Origin of the sequence: Pseudonocardia sp. ICBG1293 (assembly GCF_020131355.1) — a bacterium.
Taxonomy (GTDB): Bacteria; Actinomycetota; Actinomycetes; order Mycobacteriales; family Pseudonocardiaceae; genus Pseudonocardia.
Window position 1 is genome coordinate 78888 of sequence record NZ_JAHLEL010000057.1, and the last position, 20357, is coordinate 99244.

Consider the following 20357-nt stretch of genomic DNA (forward strand, 5'->3'; position numbering starts at 1 on the left):
CCCACCGGGTCCTGCAGCGGGCCCGGCCCGTCGTGAGGAGACCCCGTGCCGAGCGTGACGTTCCGCGGCCGTACCTGGAACCGGGACCGGGCGATGGTCATGGCGATCGTCAACCGGACCCCCGACTCGTTCTACGACCACGGGGTCACCTTCGCCGAGCAGGCGGCCCGGGACCGGATCACCGCGGTCGTCCGGGAGGGTGCCGACGTCATCGACATCGGCGGCGTCCCGGCCAGCCCGGGCACCGAGGTCTCCGAGCAGGAGGAGATCGACCGGGTCGTGCCGACCGTGGAGTGGGCGCGCCACACGTTCCCCGACGTCGCGATCTCGGTCGACACCTTCCGCGCCGGGCCCGCCGACGCCGTCTGCGCCGCCGGGGCGGACCTGGTCAACGACAACTGGGCCGCCGCCGACGCGGCGATCCTCGACGTGGCCGCCCGGTACGGCGCCGGCTACGTCAGCGCCCACACCGACCACGTCACCCCGCGCACCGAGCCGCACCGGCCCCGCTACACCGACGTGCTGGGCAGCGTCATCGACCAGACCGTCGCGCTCGCCGAGAAGGCCGTCGCCGCGGGCGTGCCCGCCGGGGGGATCCTGATCGACCCGGCGATCGACTTCTCCAAGAACACCCTGCACAGCCTGCAGGTCCTGCGGGGCATCGACGAGATGGTCGCGACCGGCTGGCCGGTGCTGCTGGCGATGTCGAACAAGACCGTCGTCGGGGAGTCCCTCGGGGTGCCGCTGGAGGAGCGGCTGACCGGGACGCTGGCCGCGACCGCGCTGGCCGCGGACCGCGGCGTCGCGATGGTCCGTGCCCACCAGGCGCGGGCCACCCGCGAGACCTGCGAGATGGTCGCCACCGTCCGTGGCGAGCGGAACTCGTCGCGGGCGGTGAGACTGCTCGCGTGAGCATGATCCACCAGATCTTCCCGGCCGCCGCCGCAGGCCCGCTGTCGACCGAGCAGCTCGAGCGGCTCTACGCCTACCCCGACGACCGGCTCCGGGTCGCGGTCAACTTCGTGTCCAGTGCCGACGGGGCCGTCGAGGTGCAGGGTGGCTCGGCCGGGCTCTCCACACCGCCGGACCGCGCGGTGCTCGACCTGGGCACCGACCTGGCCGACGTGGTGCTCGTCGCGGCGGGCACGGCCACGTCCGAGGGCTTCACCGGGGTCAAGCACGACGACCGGATGGACGACCGGCGCCGCCGCTTCGGACTGTCGGAGCTGCCGTCGACGGCGGTCGTCACCTCCTCGGGGAAGTCGCTCGACCCGTCGGCCCCGGTGCTCACCGACACCCTGGTCCCCACGATCGTGCTCACCTGCGAGTCGGTCCCCGCCGACCTGCGGGGCCGGTGGACCGACGCCGGCGCCGAGGTGGTGCTCACCGGTGACGAGTCGGTCGACCTGGCCGTCGCGCTCGCGGCGCTCACCGAGCGCGGGCTGCGCCGGGTCAACTGCATGGGCGGGCCGGCGCTGTTCGGCAGCCTCGCGGAGGCGGGCCTGGTCGACGAGCTGCGCCTGACCCTCGCCCCGTTCCTGGTGTCGGGGGAGGCGGGCCGGATCGCCCGCGGTTCCGGGATGGATCCCGCCCGCCTGGAGCTGGTCAGCGTGGTCACCGGGGACGACACCCTCCTCATGCGCTACCGGGTGCGCGCGGCGCCGTCGTCCTGACGGGGCACCCCGGAGGGGGAGTGCCCGATCACGCACGGCGACGCCTGCGGCAGGATGGTGACGTGGCCCTGCCCTCGAACATGCTGGCGGACGGTGTCGTCGTCCTCAGCCCGCTCGGCTGGGACGACGTGGCCGCCCACCTGGCGGGTGAGGACGCCGAGATCGTCCGCTGGCTCGGCGGCGCCCCCGGCACCCCGGCGACGGTCCGGGCGCACGTGCGTCGCGCCATCGAGCGCTGGGCCGACGGCGGGCCGAAGCTGAGCTTCGGCATCCGGGTCGACGGCGGCGCCGTCCTCGCCGGGACGATCGAGGTCGACCTCGACCCCGCGGGGGAGCGGGCCGGTCTGTCCTACGGCGTCTACCCGGCCTACCGCCGTCGCGGGCTCGCGACGCGCGCGGTCCGGCTCGCGGCCCGTTACCTGGGTGAACGCGGTGACGTGCGGTGGATCTCGATCGACGTCGACCCGCAGAACACCGCCTCGGTCGGCGTCGCGCGGCGGGCCGGGTTCCGGTTCCTGCGCCACGTCCTCGACGACGAGGGGGCCTTCGACCGCTACGAGCTGGTCGTCCGCGCCCCGGTGGTGCCCGCGCCGCCGCCACATCCGCGGCACGGGCGGCACTGACCCGGCCCCGGACACGGCCGCCCGTCCCGCGCACCCGGTGGTCCGGGGCGGTGACGGGCGGCCGTGGCGAGCGCCGGTCGGGGGTTCGGCGCCCGGTGGTCCGACGGTCAGGAGACGGTCGGGGCCTCGAGGTACAGCACGCCCGGCACCTCGAACACGGGCAGCTCACCGGCGTCGTCGGCCGACGGGAGGGTGGCGTCGTCGGTCGAGGGGAGCTCGGGGAGGTCGTCCGTGGACGGCAGCTCGGGCGCGTCCGCGAACTGCGGCGAGCCGGTCGGGAGGTCGTCGGCGGACGGGAGGTCGTCCGCGGACGGCAGCGCCTCGGTGCTCGGGAGGTCCTCGGTGCTCGGCAGGCTGTCGGCACTCGGCAGGCTGTCGGTGCTCGGGAGGTCGTCGGCCGAGGGGAGCGCGTCGGTGGACGGCAGACCGGGGAGCGCGTCGGACGAGGGCAGCTCCGGCAGGCCGGAGGTCTCGCCGTGCGGGGCCTGCAGCTCGCCGAAGGAGACGCTGTTCGCGTCGTCGGACAGGGTGCCGTCCTCGTAGGACGGCAGGGCGGAGGTGTCCGGGGCGTCGGGGACCTCGGGCAGCTCGGGCAGCTCGGCGGCCGAGGCCTGGCCGACGACACCGGCGCCGAGCGCGGCGATGCCGGCGCCGGCGAGGGACAGCCGCAGAGCGGTACGGGCGAGCGAGTTCATGCGCACGTCCTTCCAATGGGGGGCGGGGAGCGGAGGGACGACGGGCGACCCTCGCCGGGGGACAACGAGAACCGCCACGGCCGGTTGCGTTCCGCAGCCATCCGATTGCGATCTTCACTCGTACGAGTGGCAACCTGAGAGGGGTCTCGCACGTACGGGCCCCTCGTCGTCACTGAGACTCACCTACGGTGGTCCGCTCGCGGCACCGGTCGGCGGGAGAGCAGGATGAGCGCGTGCGCGCGCCGAGCCCCTCCGTCCGCCGCTCCGTCCGTCGTTCGGCGCCCGTCGCGGGTGCGCTGGCCGGGGCCCTGGGCGGGGCGGGGGGTGCGGCTGCGGCCGCGATCGGCTGGCACTACTCGACGATCCTGCTGCACCCGTCGCCGCACCCGGGGCTGCCCGAGCGGGTCGTCGGCGCCGGGGACGGCACCGTCGAGCTCGTGCGGACCCGGCTGTCCGCGCAGCCGGGCGTGTGGGGACTGCGCGGCCCGGCCGGGCTGGCCGTGGTCGGACCGGTGGTGGACCGCGGGCGCCGCACCGTCGTCCGGGAGCTGCGGGCGGGTCCGGTCCCGGTGACCGGCCCCGCGGTGCTCGACGCCGGCCCGTTCGACCCGGACCCCTCGGCGCGCGACCTGCCCTTCGACGACGTCGAGGTGCCCACCGACCTCGGCCCGGCCCCGGCTTGGCGCATCCCCGCCCCGGCCGGCGGGCACCCGCACACCTGGGCGCTGTGCGTGCACGGCCGCGGCGGGACCCGGCGCGAGGCGCTGCGGATCCTGCCCGCGCTGCACGCGGCCGGGCTGACCCAGCTCGTCGTCAGCTATCGCGGCGACGGGACCGCCCCGGAGGCGCCGGACGGTCGCTCGCACCTCGGCGACACCGAGTGGCGCGACGTCGACGCCGCCGCGGGCTACGCCCGGGCACACGGCGCACGCCGGCTGGTGCTGGTCGGCTGGTCGATGGGGGCCGCGGTGGGCGGGGCGTTCCTCGACCGGTCCCCGCAGGCCGATCTCGTCGACGCCGTGGTCTGGGACGCGCCGCTGCTGGACTGGCGCCGGACGCTGCGCCGCCAGGCCCGCAACCGCGGGCTGCCGCCGACCCTGGCCGGGGTCGCGGCCCGGTTCACCGCCCGCCGGATCGGGATCGAGCTCGACCGCTTCGACCTGGTCCGCCGTCCCCCCGCGGTCCGCCCGCCGACGCTGGTCCTGCACAGCGACGCCGACACCGCCGTCCCGGTCACGCTCAGCCGGGACCTGGCCGCGTCCGCTCCGGACCTCGGCTGGCCGGTGACCTACCGGGAGTTCTCCGGTACCGAGCACACCGGCAGCTGGAACGCCGATCCCGACGGCTACGAGGCCGCCGTGACCGGCTTCCTGCGGACCGTGCGTCCGGCCCGACCCACCCGCGTCGTCCCGGCCCCGGGTCAGTGACCGCCGGTCTGCGACCTGCCCTGACCGATCGGCTTGCCGTGGATCTGGTCGTCGGTCGGCGGGGTCGTCGGCACCGGGGTGCCCGGGTCCACCTCGCGCTCGCGCTGCAGCACCGTCACCCAGCCCCACACCGCGGCCGCGGTCAGCAGCAGCACGGCGATGATCCACGGGGCACGGCGCACCCGCGCCGGGGTCGGCTCGACGACCTCGGCCAGCGCGTGCCGGGCGTCGTGCACCGAGCCGGACACCACCCCGGACAGGTCGGGCAGCCGGGTCGAGACCCCCTCGACGACCGCGCCACCGGCGATCCGACCGGCGTCGGCGAAGGTGTGCACGGCCTCGGCCGCGTCCTTGCGGGCACGGGCCCGCGTCTTCTCGGCACTCATGTTCCGGACCTGCTTCCCACGGATGCGGCTGCTTACTGGCACGATGGTAGCCGTGACGGAACCAGGCAACGCCAAGACGACGGCCGTCCTGCACACCTCCGAGGGCGACGTCCGCGTCGAGCTGTTCGGCGACCACGCGCCGAAGACGGTCGCGAACTTCGTCGGTCTCGCGGAGGGCAGCAAGGACTACACGGGCCCGAACGCGAGCGGCGGCGACTCCGGGCCGTTCTACGACGGTTCGATCTTCCACCGGGTGATCAGCGGCTTCATGATCCAGGGCGGCGACCCGACCGGTACCGGTCGCGGTGGACCGGGCTACCAGTTCGGCGACGAGTTCCACCCGGATCTCAAGTTCGACCGGCCCTACCTGCTGGCCATGGCGAACGCGGGCCCCGGGACCGACGGCTCGCAGTTCTTCATCACCGTTGGCCCCACCCCGCACCTCAACCGGCGCCACACCATCTTCGGTGAGGTCGCCGACGCGGAGTCGCGCGCGGTCGTGGACGCCATCGCCCAGACCACCACCGGCCAGGCCGACCGGCCGCTGACCGACGTGGTCATCGAGAAGATCGAGATCGAGCGGTCCTGACCCCGCAGGTCTCCGACCACCGAGTGGACGGGCCGTGGTGAACGGACGACCCGACAGCACCGGATCCGGGACACCCGGCGAGCCCGAGGGCGGGCCGGGTACCCCCGGCCCCGCAGGCACGCCGTACTACCCGGCGCCGCCCGGCTACCCGCAGCCCCAGTGGCCGCCGCCGGGCGCGCCGGGCGGTCCGCCGCCGGGCGGCCCCGGACCGGTGGATCCGCACGGGCAGACCCCGTACGGATCCGCGCAGCCCGCCCCGGGCGGCCCCGGCGCCGCCGTGGTGTGCGTCCGGCACCCCGACCGGCCCACCGGTCTGGCCTGCTCCCGCTGCGACCGGCCGGCCTGCCCGGACTGCCTGCGACCGGCCCCGGTCGGGCAGCACTGCGTGGACTGCCTCGCCGAGGGGGCACGGACGACCCCGCGGTGGCGCAACGTCGCCGGCGCGAGCCGCACCGGCAAGCCGGTGATCGTCCCCGGGCTGATCGTCGCCAACGTGGTGGTCTACGTGCTCACCGCGCTGACGGCGGGCAGCGTGATGTCGAACTTCCGGTCCCCGCTGTTCGACGCCGGCGGGCTCGTCCCGCTCCTGGTCGCCGACGGCGAGTACTGGCGGATCATCACCTCGGGCTTCCTGCACATCGGCCCGCTGCACCTGGCGTTCAACATGTACGCCCTGTGGATCATCGGCCGGGAGGTCGAGACCGTCCTGGGCCGGGCCCGGTTCGTCGCCGTCTACGGCGTGTCCATGCTCGGTGGCGCGGCCGCGGTCATGCTGTTCAGCTCCCCGGTCGGGGCGACCGCGGGTGCATCGGGGGCGGTGTTCGGCCTGATGGGCGCGCTGTTCGTCCTGCTGCGGCGGCTGAAGCTGCCGACCGGGCAGGTCGTCGCGCTCATCGCGATCAACGCCGTGATCAGCCTGACCATCCAGGGCATCTCCTGGCAGGGGCACCTCGGCGGGCTGGTGTTCGGCGCCGCGGTCACCGCGGCGCTGGTGCACCTCGGCACCGGGTCCGCCCACCGCAGGAGGACCCAGCTGCTCGCCGTCGCCGGTCTGGCGGCGCTCGCGCTCGTGATGATCGCGGTACGCGCCGCGGGGCTGCTCGCGGCCGCCGGGGTCTGACGCGTCACGGCGCGACCGGACGGACCGCGCTGGCCCGGTCCGGGGGTGCGAGAGCCGCTCCGGGACCGCTCCGCGGCGCTGACGGGCTCACCCCGTCCGGCGCGGCCGGGTACAGCGGCCGAGATGCAGCCCAGGGCTGCGGACGGCGCCCCTGACGGCCTCCCGACGCCGTGTCCGTGCGGGACCCGGCCCGGACCGCCGGACGGTGCCGTGGGGTCGTGGTGACGGGCGGGGGACGCGCGGGGTGGGTCGGGACCCGTGGCCCCCGAGAGGGCGGGCTCAGACCACGGACGGGCCGGTGTCGCCGGGCCGGTGGCCCGGGCGCAGGGCGACCAGGTCGTCGAACACGTCGACCGGATCGGCGCCCAGCTCCGCCCGACCCAGGACGACCAGCCGTTCGCCGTCGTCGACGTCGCGCAGCTCCAGCTCCAGCAGTACCGACTCGCGGCCCAGGCGCCTGGTCCGCAGCAGACGCAGCTCGTCCACCCGGCCCCACGGCACGTGCCGGGTCCAGGTCAGCCTGCGGACGGTCACGCCCTCCGGCCCGGCCTCCAGGCGGGGCCGGGCGCGGGTGCCCGACGCCGCTGCCAGCGCCAGTCCGGCCGCGGCGACTCCCGCGACGAGCGCACCCGCCGGATCCGCCCCGGACGCGAGCAGTGCGACCAGCCAGCCGGTCGCCGCGGCGGCCAGGGCCCAGAGCGCGACGACCGCGCCGACCGGCGTCGACCACCGAAGTCGATCACCCTGTGTGGTCATGTGAAGTTGTCCACAGGCTCCATCCACAAGGTGGACAACTCACATCCGTGTATTTCTGCTGGTCAACGCCATCTCATCGTCATCAGGAGCCCGATCACGATGAGTGAGAACCCGATGATGAAGTTCCAGTTCTCCAGCGCGGCGATGAACGGGATCGACGGGCCCGCCAGGTAGTTGACCACCAGCCAGGCCAGACCGAGCACCCACATCGCGACCATCACGGCGATGTAGGCCGGGTGTGTCGGCCCCGCGAGCTTCTGCGGGGTACGGCTGACCGGGGGCGGGGTGTAGGCCGCCTTCTTGCGGACCTTCGACTTCGGCATCTGACCTCATCGCCTGTCGGAGTCGGACACGGGTCCGGCCGGTGCGCCGGCCGGGGGCGGGACCTGCGACGGGGCGTCGTGGCCGACGGGCGGGGCGACCCGGACAGATCCGCCACCACGGTAGCGCGAGCGGCCCGCCGTCCGGGTCACCCCGGCAACACGGGCGTCACACGTCACGGCGACGGTGCGCCGCGTGGACCGGGTCAGACCCCGGCGACCAGCCCGGCCATCTCGTCGGACAGCCGCACGACCAGGTCCTCCGGCACGTCGTGGCCGGACTGGCGCAGCCAGTTCGCCAGCATCCGGTGCCCACCCTCGGTCAGCACGGACTCCGGGTGGAACTGCACCCCGGAGATCGGGAGCTCCCGGTGCCGCACGGCCATGATCAGACCGGTCTCGGTGTGCCCGGTGGCCTCCAGCTCCGACGGCAGCCCGTCGGGGGAGATCGTCAGGGAGTGGTAGCGGGTGGCCGTGAACGGCGACGGCAGCCCGGTGAGCACGCCGGTGTCGTCGTGGAAGACCTCGGAGGTCTTGCCGTGCAGCAGCTCGGGCGCCCGTTCCACGACCCCGCCCCAGGCCGTGGCCAGCGCCTGGTGGCCGAGGCAGACACCCAGCAGGGGCGTGGTCCGCTCCGCGGCACGCCGGATGACCTCGACGCTGCGACCGGCCCGCTCCGGGGTCCCCGGACCGGGGCTGACCAGGACGGCACCGACCTCGTCGAGCTCGTCGAGCTCGACCTCGTCGTTGCGCCGCACCACCGGTTCGACACCGAGCTGGGCCAGGTACTGGACCAGGTTGTAGACGAAGCTGTCGTAGTTGTCGACGACGAGTACGCGCACGGTCCCTCCCGGGAGGATCGTCAGTTGAAGGGGAACCCGCTGCTGGTCCCGCCGCTGTCCCCGTCGCTGCTGCTGCCACCGGAGTAGCTGCCGACGGTGAGGGTCACGGTCTGGCCGCTCGAGGCCTCGGACCCGCCGGACGGGCTCTGCTGCAGCACGATGCCGTTCTGCGAGGAGTCCGAGACGTCGACCTGGCGGATCGACGGGCTCAGCCCCGCCTCCTGCAACGTGCTGATCGCGCTGTCGACCCGCTGGCCGACGACGTTGGGTACCTGGTTCTGGTTCCCGCGGCTGACCTGGATCGTGATGGTCTGGTCCGGGGCGACGCGGGTCCCGGCCGACGGGTTCGTGCCGACCGCCTGACCGGCGGAGCCGCTGCTGTCGACCTCGGTCGTGGAGATGGACCGGAAGCCGGCGTTCTGCAGCGTCGCCCGGGCGGCGTCGGCCGACTGGCCCGCCACGTCGGGTACCGCGACCGTCTGCTGCTCGCGACCCACCACCAGCGAGACCGCGGTGTTGCCCGAGACCTGCTGGCCCGGACCGGGGTCGGAGGTGATGACCTTGCCGACCTGGCCGGAGTCGCTGGTGTCGCGCTCGGTACGCCCGCCGACCTGCAGACCGGCCTCGCGGAGCTTGGCCTCGGCCTCCTCCGGGGACAGCCCCTCGACGCTCGGCACCGTGACCTGCGCGGGCCCGCTGCCGACGTAGACCGTCACCCGGCTGTTCTCGGCGACCTGGTTACCGCCACCGGGGTCGGTCCGGACGACCTTCCCGACCTGGGCGACGTCGGACGGCTGGTCCTGCTGGGAGAACAACAGACCGGCCTGGGTGATCGTCTGACGGGCCTGGTCCGGGGACTGGCCGAGCACGTCGGGCACCGAGACCTGATCGGGGCCCGAGGAGGAGAAGAGCTGGAAGCCGACGAAGCCCAGCAGGCCGATCACGGCGAGCGCGGCGATCCACAGGAGGGCCTTGCGCCCGCCCCCGCGCCGCTCGTCGTCGGCGTAGTCCGGGTGGTGCGGCGGCATCGTGTGCCGGCCGGTGGGCGGCCCGCCCGCATCGAGCCGGCGCGTCGCCGTGGCCTGGGTCGCGCCGTCGTGGGCCATCATGTGCGTGCGCTCGTGCTCGCTCATGACCAGCGGCGCGTGCACCGGTTCGCCGTTGCGCACACGGACCAGGTCGGCGCGCATCTCGGCGGCCGACTGGTAGCGGTTGGCCGGGTTCTTGCTGAGCGCCTTGAGGACCACGGCGTCCAGCGCCGGGGGTACCGACGGGTTCAGCTCGGACGGGGCCCGGGGGTCCTCCCGCACGTGCTGGTAGGCGACGGCGACCGGGGTGTCCCCGGTGAACGGGGGCTCGCCGGTCAGCAGCTCGAACAGCACGCAGCCCGCGGCGTAGACGTCCGACCGGGCGTCCACGGCCTCGCCGCGGGCCTGCTCCGGGGACAGGTACTGCGCCGTGCCGATGACGGCGGCGGTCTGGGTGACGTTCTGACCCTCGCCCAGCGCTCGGGCGATGCCGAAGTCCATGACCTTGACCGCGCCGACGCCGTTGATCATCACGTTCGCGGGCTTCACGTCGCGGTGGATGATGTTGTGCCGGTGCGAGAAGTCGAGCGCGGCACAGACGTCGGCCATCACCTCGACGACCCGCTGCTGGGTCATCGGACCGGTCGTCTTGACGATCTCACGCAGCGTCTGCCCGTCGACGAACTCCATGACGATGTAGGGCAGCGGGCCGAACTCGGACTCGACCTCACCCGTGTCGTACACCGCGACGATCGCCGGGTGGTTGAGCGACGCCGAGTTCTGCGCCTCACGGCGGAACCGCAGCTGGAACTGCGGGTCGCGGGCCAGGTCGGCGCGCAGCACCTTGACCGCCACGTCCCGACCGAGCCGGGTGTCGAGGCCGCGGTGGACCTCGGACATGCCCCCGTAGCCGAGCGGGTCGCCCAGCTCGTAGCGCTCGGAGAGCAGTCGTGGTGTCGTCATCGGTTCAGATTCCCGTACTCATCGAGTCCGTCGGGGGCGTGCTCATCATGCCGGTCGGCGCCCGCTGCCGGTCCCGTACGGGCGACATGTGCGCCGGAGCGACCGTTCGGTGGGATCACCGGGACATCACCGGGCACCTCCGGTCGATCTTGAGTTCGGGGGACGGCGAACGGCTCCGCCGGCACCGCCGGTCCCGTGGGTCCGGCGGCGATCGTCACGGTACCGGGCGCGACGCCCAGGGAACCGGGCCGGATGTCGTCGGGCGAGGTGTCCCTCAAGATCATCACCGCTAGCAGGACGGCGGCGAGGGTGAGGATCACGAACAGCACCGCGAGCCACGCCTTCGCCCGTCCGGAGCGCTTCGGGCCCAGGTCGAGCGGGCCGGACGGGTGCTGCTCGGGCATCCGGTCCGCGGAGGCGTTGCGGCGCAACGGCGGACGTGCCGGCGCCGAGCGCTGCTGCCCCGGGGCGCCGGGACCGACGGGCGGCACACCCGGGCGCCGGCCGCCCGGCAGACCGCCGCTGTGCGGCCCGGTGGGCGGCGGTCGCAGGGGGGCGCCGTAGGGCGGCGAGCCCGGGGGCACCGGGACCGGCCCGGACCAGGACGGGGTGCCTCCCGGGGTACGGGGGCCCTGCACCCGGCCGGGCGCGACGCCGGGCGGCGGACCGGTGGGCGGGCGGGACCCGGCCTGGTCCGGCCCGGTGCGACGGGCGCCGTCCGGACCGGGCTCTGCGGTGCGCGGGCCTCGGTCGGCGGTGGCGGGACCCCCGGTGGACGGACCGTCGGCGGTCCCCGGGCCGGTCTCGTGCGGGGCCTGCCGCGCACCGGTGCCGTCGTCGCCGCGGAAGCCGGGTGCGTACCCGCCGGGGGCGGGGATCCCGGGCGGCGGCGGACGGTGCCCGCGCCGCACCGCGGCGACGGCGTCGGCGAATTCGGCGCCGTCGGTGTAGCGCTGCTCCGGGTCCTTGACCAGCACCGAGGACACCAGCTCGCGCACCCGCTCGGGGATCTCGTCGGGCAGCGGCGGCGGGTCGTCGCGGACCTGCATCATCGCCACCGCGACGGCGCTCTCGGCGCGGAACGGCCGGACCCCGGCCAGGCACTCGTAGCCGACGATGCCCAGCGAGTACACGTCGCCGGACGGCCCGGCCTCCTCGCCGGAGGCCTGCTCGGGCGCGATGTAGTGGGCGGTGCCCATGACCATCCCGGAGCGGGTCACCGGGACGGCGTCGGCGGCCTTGGCGATGCCGAAGTCGGTCAGCTTCACCACGCCGTCGGTGCGGAGCAGGATGTTGCCGGGCTTGACGTCGCGGTGGACGAACCCGCGCTCGTGGGCGGCGAACAGCGCCCGGCCGGCCTGTTCGAGGATGTCGAGCGCCTCGTCGACCGGGATCGGGCCGCGACCGATCCGCGACGACAGCGGCTCACCCCGGACCAGCTCCATCACCAGGTAGGCGGTGCGCCCGCCGCCGGTGGGGCTGTCGTCCTCGCCGTAGTCGTGCACGGCGGCGATGCCGGCGTGGTCGAGCGAGGCGACGGTGCGGGCCTCGATGCGGAACCGGTGCAGGAACTCCGGGTCGTCGGACAGGTCGGCCTCGAGGACCTTCACCGCCACGCTGCGCCCGAGCCGGGTGTCGGAGGCCTCCCAGACCTCGCCCATCCCGCCGACCGCGATCCGCCGGTCCAGCTGGTAGCGCTCGGAGATCAGCTGCCCGGCCGACAGGGCGCTCACGGGGCCGCCGGGGACCTGCGCCGGGCCGGGTCCCGCGGGCTCACTGGGCGTCCCGCAGCGCCTCGGCGATCACGGCGCGCCCGATCGGGGCCGCGACCGAGCCGCCGGTGGCCTCCAGCGCCCGGTCGCCGCCGTTCTCGACGAGCACCGCCACCGCGACCTGGGGGTTCTGGGCCGGCGCGAACGCCACGTACCAGGCGTGCGGCGGGGTGTTCTTCGGGTCGGTGCCGTGCTCCGCGGTACCGGTCTTCGACGCGATCTGGACACCGGTGATCTTGCCGCCGCCCGAGGTCCGGTCCTCCGAGCCGACCATCAGGTCGGTCATCGTGCGGGCCACGTCGGCGGGCATCGACCGGGACAGCCGCTCCGGGTCGGTGGTGGAGACGACGTCGAGCGTCTGGCTCTGGATCTCCTTGACCAGGTGCGGGGCCATCGTCTGGCCGCCGTTGGCGATCGAGGCGCCGATCATCGCCAGCTGCATCGGGGTGAGCCGCACGTCGCGCTGCCCGATCGCGGACTGCTGGGTCGAGGGGGTGTCGGACATCGGCCCGACCTGCGACGCGGTCACGGGCATCGGGATCTGCAGGTCGGTGCGGCCGATGCCGAACGCCTCGGCCTGCGCGCGCAGCTTGTCCGGGCCGAGCTCCCCGCCGAGCTGGGCGAACGCGGTGTTGCACGAGCGGGCGAGGGCCTCGCGCAGCGACGCCGTCGCGCCGCCGCCGCAGGCCGAGCCGTTGTAGTTCTCGAGCGTGGTCGTGGAGTCGGCCAGCTGGATGTTGCGGGCCGCGGTGAGCTGGCTGTCCGGGGTGTAGCCGTTCTGCAGCGCGGCCGCGGTGGTGACGAGCTTGAACGTCGAGCCGGGCGGCTCGATCTCGTTGACGGCCCGGTTGGTCAGCGGCTCGCCGTCGTCGGCGCCGTAGCGCTGCCAGGCCCGCTGCTGCTCGGCGGGATCCGGCGAGGCCAGCGCGTTCGGGTCGAACGACGGTGTCGAGGCCATCGCGAGGACCTCACCGGTCTGCGGGACCAGCGCGACGACGGCCCCGGTGTACCCGCGGGAGGCCAGGCCGTCGTAGGCGGTGCGCTGCACCTCGGGGTCGATCGTGGTCACCACGTTGCCGCCCGCCGGGTCCCGCCCGGTGATCAGGTCCGACAGCCGGCGCACGAACAGCTGGTCGTCGGTGCCGTTGAGCACCTCGTCGGTGGACCGCTCGAGCGCGGTCTTGCCGTAGACGGTCGACAGGAAGCCCGTGACCGGCGCGAACATCTCGCCCTGCGGGTACTGGCGGGCGAAGCGCAGCCTGCCGTCGCTCTCGACGCTCTGCGCGAGGACCTGCCCGCCGGCCACGATCTGACCCCGCTGGCGGGAGTACTCGTCGATCTGCGAGCGCTGGTTGCGCGAGTCGTCCCGGTACTGCCCCGCCATCACCACCTGCACGTAGGTGATGTTGCCGAGCAGGACGACGATCATCACCATCACGGCCAGGGCCACGCGGCGGACCGGGCGGTTCACGTCTCGCTCCTCTGGGCGGCGGTGTCGGCGCGGTTGTCGTCACGGGTGTCCGAACGGCCCGCCCCGGGGCGCTGGACCAGCTCGGTGCTGGCCTCGGCGATCGGCGCCCTCGGCTTCGCCGGCCGCACGGGCAGCGGGGCCCTGGCGACGTGCGAGATCCGCAGCAGGATGGCGACCAGCACGTAGTTGGCCAGCAGCGAGGACCCGCCGTAGGACAGGAACGGCAGCGTCAGGCCGGTCAGCGGGATCAGCTTCGTCACGCCGCCGATGACGACGAAGATCTGCAGCGCCACCGAGAACGACAGCCCGGTCGCCAGCAGCTTGCCGTAGGAGTCGCGCACGGCCAGCGCCGAGCGCAGTCCGCGGGTGATGAGCACCAGGTAGACCAGCAGGATCGCGGCCAGCCCGATCAGCCCGAGCTCCTCGCCGAGGGAGGAGAAGATGAAGTCGGACTCGGCGAAGGGCACGATGTCCGGCCGTCCGGCACCCAGCCCGGTCCCGCCGACCCCACCGGTGCCGAGCCCGAACAGTGCCTGCGCGAGCTGGTAGCCACCGCCGCTGAAGTCGGCGAACGGGTCCAGCCAGATCCGCACCCGGGTCTGGACGTGGTCGAACAGGTTGTAGGCGACGACGGCACCGCCGGAGAACGCCAGCAGCCCGATCACCATCCACGACACGCGTTCGGTCGCGGTGTAGAGCAGCACCAGGACCAGGCCGAAGATCAGCAGCGAGCTGCCGAGGTCGCGCTGGAACACGAGCACGCCGACCGACAGCCCCCAGGCGACGAGCAGCGGGGCCAGGTCGCGGGCGCGGGGCAGCTCCATGGACAGGAAGCGGCGTCCCGCGGTGGAGAGCAGGTTGCGCTTCTGGACCAGGTAGGCCGCGAAGAAGATGATCAGCAGGATCTTGGAGAACTCGCCGGGCTGGATGCCGGGACCACCCGGGATGCGGATCCACAGCTTGGCGCCGTTGACCTCGGAGATCGACGACGGCAGGAACGCCGGTAGCGCCAGGAAGACCAGGCCGACGAAGCCGGCGGTGTAGCCGTACCGGGCGAGCGTGCGGTGGTCGCGGACGAAGAACAGCACCAGCGCGAACAGCACCAGGCCGGCGACGGTCCAGGTGACCTGGGCACCGATCAGCCCGCTGGGCACCGGGCTCCCGGTGGCCTCCGCGCGGGCGGCCTTCGCCAGGTCGAGCCGGTGGATCATCACCAGGCCGATGCCGTTCAGCAGTGCGACCGACGGCAGGATCAGCGGGTCGGCGTAGGGCGCCAGGTAGCGCACCGCCACGTGCGCCCCGGCGAACAGCACGAGGTAGGCCAGCCCCACCCACAGCAGGTCGGTGGTGAGCGACTGCTCCTGGTTCGCCTCGACCAGCACCAGCGCACCCGTGGTGAGTACGGCGGCCAGCCCCAGCATCAACAGCTCGATGCCGCGGCCGGTGGGCGTGGTCGGCTCCGCGGCGGAGCTGCCCGTGGCCATCAGCCGTCGAGCCGGCAGTTCCGGCCCGGCTCGGGGGTCGCGGTCGGTAGCGGGGTCGTCGTCACCGGCGGCGCCCCGGGCACCAGGACGACCGCAGGCGGCTGCGGCGGGTTCAGCGTGGAGCAGAGCGGGAGCATGCGCTCCCGGAGCCGGTCCACGGTCTCCCGGGCACCCGTCTCGCCCTCGTCGGACACGATGCCGTCGGTGACCTGGCTCCGGACCGCCTGCGGCAGGTCCTCGAGGCCGATGTCGGTGGACTCGGCCACCCGCTGCAACGGGATCCCGAGCACGTTGCCGCGCACGCCCTGGTAGATCGCGACCTGGTTCTGGTCGACGGCCACGTAGTACTGCTGCAGCACCAGCGCACGGGCGACGAACACCCCCGCCACGAGCACCACGAGCACGGCCAGCAGGGCGAGCACCGGGCGCAGGCCGCGCCGGTGACGCGGCTGCTCGGTGGCGGCGGGCTCCAGGCGCACCGGCTCGGTGCGGGGGAGCGTGGTGGCCGCGGCGCGCTGCGCGGAGGAGTGCGGGGTCCGCTCGTCGTGGCGGTAGTCGCCGTCGCCCGCACGCGGGTTGCGGCCGGCGGAGCCCCCGATGATCGGGGCGTCGTCGGCGTAGTCGACATCCACCACGTCGGCCACGATGCACGTGATGTTGTCCGGCCCGCCACCGCGCAGCGCCAGCTCGATCAGGCGGTCGGCGCACTCGCGGGGGTCGGCGTAGTCGGTCAGCGTGTCGTGCAGCGTCTCGTCGCTGACCGGACCGGACAGGCCGTCGGAGCACAGCAGGAAGCGGTCGCCTGCGCGGGCCTCGCGGATCGACAGCGACGGGTCGACGTCCTGCCCGGTGATCGCGCGCAGCAGCAGCGACCGCTGCGGGTGCGTGTGCGCCTCCTCCTCGGTGATCCGGCCCTCGTCGATCAGCGACTGGACGAACGTGTCGTCCTTGGTGATCTGGGCGAACTCACCGTCGCGCAGCAGGTAGCAGCGCGAGTCACCGACGTGGACCATGCCCAGGCGCGAGCCCGCGAACAGGATCGCGGTCAGGGTGGTCCCCATGCCCTCGAGGTCGGGGGCGTCGGCGACGTGACGGGAGATCGCCTCGTTGCCGTCGTGGGTCGCCTCGCGGAGCTCGGCGAGCAGGTCGTCGCCGGGCACGTCGTCGTCGAGGGGGGCCAGCGCGGAGATCACCAGGGACGAGGCGACCTCGCCCGCGGCGTGTCCGCCCATGCCGTCGGCGAGGGCGAGCAGGCGGGGGCCCGCATAGACGGCGTCCTGGTTGTTCTGCCGGACCAGTCCGCGGTCACTGCGGGCCGAGTAGCGCAGCACCAGTGTCACGGGGCGGCTCCGGCTTCGGTCGGGGCACGTCGGGCGGATCCCGCGCCGCGGGACCGGTCGGACGGCCGCGGCACCGGGGGAGCGGTCGGTCGCGCCGGGCTCACGGTCGGTACCTCATGGTCGGTCCGTGTCCGTCACGATCGCAGCTCGATCACCGTCTTGCCGATGCGGACCGGTGTCCCCAGCGGGACCCGGGTGGGCCCGGTGACCTTATTACGTTCCAGATAGGTGCCGTTCGTCGACCCGAGATCCTCGACGTACCAGTCGTCACCCTGCTGCGAGATGCGCGCGTGCCGGGTGGAGGCGTAGTCGTCGTCGAGCTTGAGGGTCGAGTCGTCGGCGCGGCCGATGAGGATCGGCCGGGAGTCGAGCGTGATGCGGCTTCCGGCCAGCGGACCCTGGGTCACGAGCAGCTGGCGGGCCACCTTGCCGCGGCCACCGCCACGGACCCGGGTGGCCCGGCCCCCGCCGGGTGCGGCGGCCCGGAGACCGGACGCCGCGTAGAGGTCGGAGCGGACGACCTGGAGCGCGAGCAGGACGAACAGCCACAGGAGGGCCAGGAAGCCGCCCCGGGTCAGTTGCAGTACCAGTTCCGGCACGTCGTCCGTTCGCCCTTCTCGTGTTTCCGCACGCTCCGCCCGCCCGGTGGATCACCGGGCGGGCGGGGACGCACCGCTGTCGCTGCGCGGGATTCCGCTCCGCGGGTGGCTCAGCCCTGGGTGCGGAACACCAGGCTGGAGTGACCCACGCGGATCACGTCGCCGTCGGTCAGCTGGCAGGACTGCACCGGCGAGTTGTTCACCGTGGTGCCGTTGGTCGAGCCCAGGTCGTTCAGCGTGGCGACCTGCCCGTCCCAGGTGACCTCCAGGTGCCGGCGCGAGACGCCGGTGTCCGGGAGCCGGAACTGGGAGTCCTGGCCGCGGCCGATGACGTGGGTGCCCTCGGCCAGCTGGTAGTTGCGGTTCGACCCGTCGTCCAGGATCAGCATCGCGGTCAGCTGCGCCGGAGCGCCCCAACCACCCTGGCCGCCGTAGCCCTGGCCGTCGTAGCCCTGGTCGTAGCCACCCTGCTGGTAGCCCGGCTGGGCGTAGCCCTGCTGCTGGCCGTAGCCGCCGTCGTAGCCCTGGTCGTAGCCACCCTGCTGCGGGTAGCCGGGCTGGGCGTAGCCCTGCGGGGGCTGGCCGTAGCCACCCTGCTGGGGCTGGCCGTAGCCGCCCTGCTGGCCGTAGCCCTGCTGGCCGTACTGGTCGTACCCGGGCTGCTGCTGGCCGTAGCCCTGCTGCTGGGGCTGGCCGTACTGGTCGTAGCCGAGCTGGCCGTAGCCGCCCTGCTGCTGCCCGTACTGGTCGTAGCCGCCCTGCTGCTGCTGGCCGTACCCGCCCTGCTGCTGCTCCTGGTCGTACCCCTGAGGCGCGTAGGTCTGCTGGCCGTACCCGCCGGGTGCGCCCCGGTCGTATCCGTACTGCCCGTTCTCCTCGGGGTGGCCCGGTTGCTGGCTCATGGGTGCTTCTCCTGCGGTGCGTGCTCGGTTGGCGGCCCGACGGGAAGCGTCGGGGTCGACAGCGGAGCGGGTGCGGAATTGTCCCGTGTGCAGCGCCTCGGAGCGCTCCAGAAAGACTACGACCTCACCGTAGGTGTCCCAGCCCTGGTCGGTGAGTTCCTTCGCCACGTGCGACGAGAGGGATCGGACGACCCCGTCCTCGTCGCCCGCCATCCGGTCGAGATCGCTGGGGCTGAGCAGAACGGTGTACCGGTTGGGCGCCAGTTGGCGACCTCCGGCGAGCTGCTCGACGTTGTCCTCGGCTTCCCTCAGCAGTGCCTGTGCGACTTCCTGTGGGACGACACTGCCCCCGAAGACCCGCGCGAAGGCGTCGCCCACGAACCCCTGAAGTCGGCGCTCGAAGCGGTCCACGCGGCCCAAAAGATCTCCTCCATCCGCATCGGCGTGTCGGTGATGTGCGACCGATCGTATCTGTGTTATCCGCCGGGCACGGCGGGGCCCGGCACGAGGGGGCGAGCGGCCCCGCCGAGCCGGCGGCGTGCTCTCCTCCGATGTACCCGCCCCGGCGCCGCGACGCATCCCGTGCCCGGGCCGCCACCACCCCCGTCAGCTGGTGATCGACGGGCGGGGGACCCCCCTGCGAGCGGTGGTGGAACGGGGTGCTAACTTTCCCGTGTCGCTCGGGCGAGTGGCGGAATGGCAGACGCGCACGGTTCAGGTCCGTGTGTCCGAAAGGACGTGAGGGTTCAACTCCCTCCTCGCCCACCACCTCCCCTCTTCGGGGATCCTCCCCCTCCGGGGGTCACCACCGCCATCGCGAGATCGGTTCCGGGTGTCACCCGATCCGGTCTCGCTTTTCTCTTTCCCGGGCCGCGGCCACGCTCCGTGCCCGGAAGCCGTGCGCCGATCAGGCGTCCCGCAGCGCCGGACGGTCCGCATGGTCGGCCATCACGAGGACATCGGCCACCGAACCGGGGTCGCCCTCGCTCTCGTAACGGGCGTACGCGGCGGCGGTCCACGCGTCGTCGGGGGGCAGGAGACGGCCCAGCGCGGCCGCACCGACGCGCAGGTGCACGGTCAGCTCCGCCGCCAGGCCGCGGCCCAGCAGGCGCCCACCGGCGAGCAGGACGACCCCGTCCGGGCCGAGCGGCACCGGCTCGTCGCGGTAGGCCCGGTCGCGTGCGACGTCGCGCAGCCGGGGCAGCACCAGGCCGCTGCCGCCTGCCCCCATCGGGGCCAGGACCTCGCGGCGCAGCGCGGGCTCGTCGAGCCAGCCGTCGAGGAACATGTCCGGGTCGGTGCGACCGAGCTCCAGGCGGACCGAGGCCGGCCGCAGGAAGTCGTCCGCGTCGACCGCCAGCGCCGCGCGGCCCGCGGAGCGCAGCCGCTCCGCGACCGCCCGGGCCAGCTCCAGCGGGGCGGCGGGCGGGGCGCCGTCGACGAGCACCCGTGCCCGCCCCGGCAGCTGCCGCGCACGCTCGGCCAGGTGCGCCGCGAGCCCCGCCCGGTCCACGGGCCGGAACGCCCCTGCCATGTCGTCCTCCCGGTCCTGGCGTGCCCTCGGTCCCGCAGCGACACTAGGCGGATGGTCGGCGACGGCGCGGGAGCGGTGCTGCGCCGTGCGCTGCGGGTCCTCGAGGCCGTCGCCGAGGCGGGCGACGGGGTCAGCGCCAAGGCGCTCGCCCGGCGCCTGGAGCTGCCGCTCCCGTCGGCGTACCGGCTGCTGGGCACGCTGGTCGAGGAGGGCTACCTGGTCCGGCTGCACGCCGAGCGCGGGTACGGGCTGGGCTACCGCGTCGTCGGGCTGTACCGGGGGATGACCGACCCGATCGTGCCGCCCGCCCCGGCCCGCGAGGTGCTCGCCGAGCTGCACACCACGGCCCGCGCGGCGGTGGTGCTGGCCGTGCTGCGCTCCGACGACGTCGTCGTCGCCCACACCGAGACCTGTGCGGCGCACCCCGGGCCCGGTGCGGTGACCGGCGAGCCGCTGCCCGCGCACGCGACCGCGCCGGGCAAGGCGCTGCTCGCCGGGCTCGACGGCGGACGGCTGGCCGAGGTCCTCGGCGTCGGGCACGGCCCGCTGGCGCCGCTGACCCCGCACACCCTCACCGACCGGCGGCTGCTGGACCGCGACCTGCTGAGGGTCCGCTCGGCGGGGGTGGCGGTCGAGGTGGAGGAGCACGCCCGCGGCCGGGCCGGGCTCGCGATCGCGGTGCCGCACCCGTCGGGCGGGGCCGCGCTGTCGGTCGTCGTCAGCCGGGCGGACTTCACCGGGCGCCGCTGGGAGCTCGAACGGGCGGTGCGCGAGGCCGCGGTGCCGCTGGCCCGCCACCTGGGCGCGCCGGGGGCCGCCGCATCCGGCTGAGT

Annotated in this window: 20 protein-coding genes and 1 tRNA gene; 8 read left to right on the forward strand and 13 right to left on the reverse strand. The window is 74.2% G+C overall.

Annotated features, from left to right (window positions below; genetic code table 11):
* The first annotated feature begins 45 nt into the window (after nt 1-45).
* The 3 genes from folP to KPF47_RS33245 all read left to right on the forward strand — a co-directional run bounded on the left by folP (nt 46) and on the right by KPF47_RS33245 (nt 2296).
* Nucleotides 46-912 carry a dihydropteroate synthase gene (folP, locus tag KPF47_RS33235; RefSeq protein ID WP_224392688.1) on the forward strand — a complete coding sequence of 289 codons (867 nt, stop codon included), beginning with the start codon at nt 46-48 and terminating at the stop codon, nt 910-912.
* Between the two features lie 2 nt (nt 913-914).
* Nucleotides 915-1673 (forward strand): dihydrofolate reductase family protein, encoded by a 759-nt coding sequence (locus tag KPF47_RS33240; RefSeq protein ID WP_224392769.1) that lies wholly within the window; start codon nt 915-917, stop codon nt 1671-1673.
* 62 nt (nt 1674-1735) lie between these two features.
* A complete protein-coding gene (locus KPF47_RS33245) occupies nt 1736-2296 on the forward strand; it encodes a GNAT family N-acetyltransferase (protein ID WP_224392689.1) in 561 nt (186 codons plus the stop codon).
* A 107-nt stretch (nt 2297-2403) separates the two neighbouring features.
* Here the strand turns inward: KPF47_RS33245 and KPF47_RS33250 are convergent, their stop codons facing one another.
* Entirely contained in the window at nt 2404-2991 is a 588-nt protein-coding gene (locus KPF47_RS33250) for a hypothetical protein (RefSeq protein WP_224392690.1), read from the reverse strand.
* 233 nt (nt 2992-3224) lie between these two features.
* Between KPF47_RS33250 and KPF47_RS33255 the strand changes: the two genes are divergently transcribed.
* A complete protein-coding gene (locus KPF47_RS33255) occupies nt 3225-4418 on the forward strand; it encodes a S9 family peptidase (protein WP_224392691.1) in 1194 nt (397 codons plus the stop codon).
* On the opposite strand, the gene KPF47_RS33260 is transcribed toward KPF47_RS33255, so the two are convergent.
* Nucleotides 4412-4804: a hypothetical protein gene (locus KPF47_RS33260; protein WP_224392692.1), complete on the reverse strand. Its 393-nt coding sequence runs from the start codon at nt 4802-4804 to the stop codon at nt 4412-4414. The genes KPF47_RS33255 and KPF47_RS33260 overlap by 7 nt on opposite strands.
* Nucleotides 4805-4847: 43 nt before the next feature.
* On the opposite strand from KPF47_RS33260, the gene KPF47_RS33265 reads away from it, so the two are divergent.
* Both KPF47_RS33265 and KPF47_RS33270 read left to right on the forward strand, forming a co-directional pair.
* Nucleotides 4848-5393, forward strand: coding sequence for a peptidylprolyl isomerase (locus KPF47_RS33265; RefSeq protein WP_224392693.1), 546 nt, complete (start codon nt 4848-4850; stop codon nt 5391-5393).
* Between the two features lie 34 nt (nt 5394-5427).
* Nucleotides 5428-6513: a rhomboid family intramembrane serine protease gene (locus tag KPF47_RS33270; RefSeq protein ID WP_224392694.1), complete on the forward strand. Its 1086-nt coding sequence runs from the start codon at nt 5428-5430 to the stop codon at nt 6511-6513.
* A gap of 279 nt (nt 6514-6792) precedes the next feature.
* Here the strand turns inward: KPF47_RS33270 and KPF47_RS33275 are convergent, their stop codons facing one another.
* The 10 genes from KPF47_RS33275 to KPF47_RS33320 form a co-directional block, all read right to left on the reverse strand.
* Nucleotides 6793-7269, reverse strand: coding sequence for a PH domain-containing protein (locus KPF47_RS33275; RefSeq protein WP_224392695.1), 477 nt, complete (start codon nt 7267-7269; stop codon nt 6793-6795).
* Nucleotides 7270-7331: 62 nt separating this feature from the next.
* Complete coding sequence (crgA, locus tag KPF47_RS33280; protein WP_224392696.1) at nt 7332-7592, reverse strand: cell division protein CrgA; 261 nt, start codon at nt 7590-7592, stop codon at nt 7332-7334.
* A gap of 203 nt (nt 7593-7795) precedes the next feature.
* Entirely contained in the window at nt 7796-8431 is a 636-nt protein-coding gene (locus KPF47_RS33285) for an aminodeoxychorismate/anthranilate synthase component II (protein ID WP_224392697.1), read from the reverse strand.
* A gap of 20 nt (nt 8432-8451) precedes the next feature.
* Entirely contained in the window at nt 8452-10422 is a 1971-nt protein-coding gene (gene pknB / locus KPF47_RS33290; protein WP_224392698.1) for a Stk1 family PASTA domain-containing Ser/Thr kinase, read from the reverse strand.
* Complete coding sequence (locus tag KPF47_RS41175; protein WP_374108934.1) at nt 10419-12155, reverse strand: protein kinase; 1737 nt, start codon at nt 12153-12155, stop codon at nt 10419-10421. Before KPF47_RS41175 ends, pknB begins: the two co-directional genes overlap by 4 nt.
* Nucleotides 12156-12195: 40 nt before the next feature.
* Nucleotides 12196-13665, reverse strand: a complete 1470-nt coding sequence (locus tag KPF47_RS33300; RefSeq protein WP_224392699.1) for a penicillin-binding protein 2 — start codon at nt 13663-13665, stop codon at nt 12196-12198.
* The gene (locus tag KPF47_RS33305; protein ID WP_224392700.1) at nt 13662-15149 is read right to left on the reverse strand and encodes an FtsW/RodA/SpoVE family cell cycle protein; all 1488 of its coding nucleotides are present in this window, start codon (nt 15147-15149) and stop codon (nt 13662-13664) included. Before KPF47_RS33305 ends, KPF47_RS33300 begins: the two co-directional genes overlap by 4 nt.
* The gene (locus tag KPF47_RS33310) at nt 15149-16489 is read right to left on the reverse strand and encodes a PP2C family serine/threonine-protein phosphatase (RefSeq protein ID WP_224392701.1); all 1341 of its coding nucleotides are present in this window, start codon (nt 16487-16489) and stop codon (nt 15149-15151) included. Before KPF47_RS33310 ends, KPF47_RS33305 begins: the two co-directional genes overlap by 1 nt.
* Nucleotides 16490-16623: 134 nt before the next feature.
* Entirely contained in the window at nt 16624-17088 is a 465-nt protein-coding gene (locus KPF47_RS33315) for an FHA domain-containing protein (protein WP_224392702.1), read from the reverse strand.
* 110 nt (nt 17089-17198) lie between these two features.
* On the reverse strand, nt 17199-18410 hold the full coding sequence (locus KPF47_RS33320) for a DUF3662 and FHA domain-containing protein (protein ID WP_224392703.1): 1212 nt from the start codon (nt 18408-18410) through the stop codon (nt 17199-17201).
* A gap of 262 nt (nt 18411-18672) precedes the next feature.
* On the opposite strand from KPF47_RS33320, the gene KPF47_RS33325 reads away from it, so the two are divergent.
* A tRNA-Leu gene (locus KPF47_RS33325) sits at nt 18673-18758 on the forward strand.
* A gap of 139 nt (nt 18759-18897) precedes the next feature.
* On the opposite strand, the gene KPF47_RS33330 is transcribed toward KPF47_RS33325, so the two are convergent.
* On the reverse strand, nt 18898-19524 hold the full coding sequence (locus KPF47_RS33330) for a uridine kinase (protein ID WP_224392704.1): 627 nt from the start codon (nt 19522-19524) through the stop codon (nt 18898-18900).
* Between the two features lie 51 nt (nt 19525-19575).
* On the opposite strand from KPF47_RS33330, the gene KPF47_RS33335 reads away from it, so the two are divergent.
* Nucleotides 19576-20355 carry an IclR family transcriptional regulator gene (locus tag KPF47_RS33335; protein WP_224392705.1) on the forward strand — a complete coding sequence of 260 codons (780 nt, stop codon included), beginning with the start codon at nt 19576-19578 and terminating at the stop codon, nt 20353-20355.
* The last annotated feature ends 2 nt before the right edge of the window (nt 20356-20357 follow it).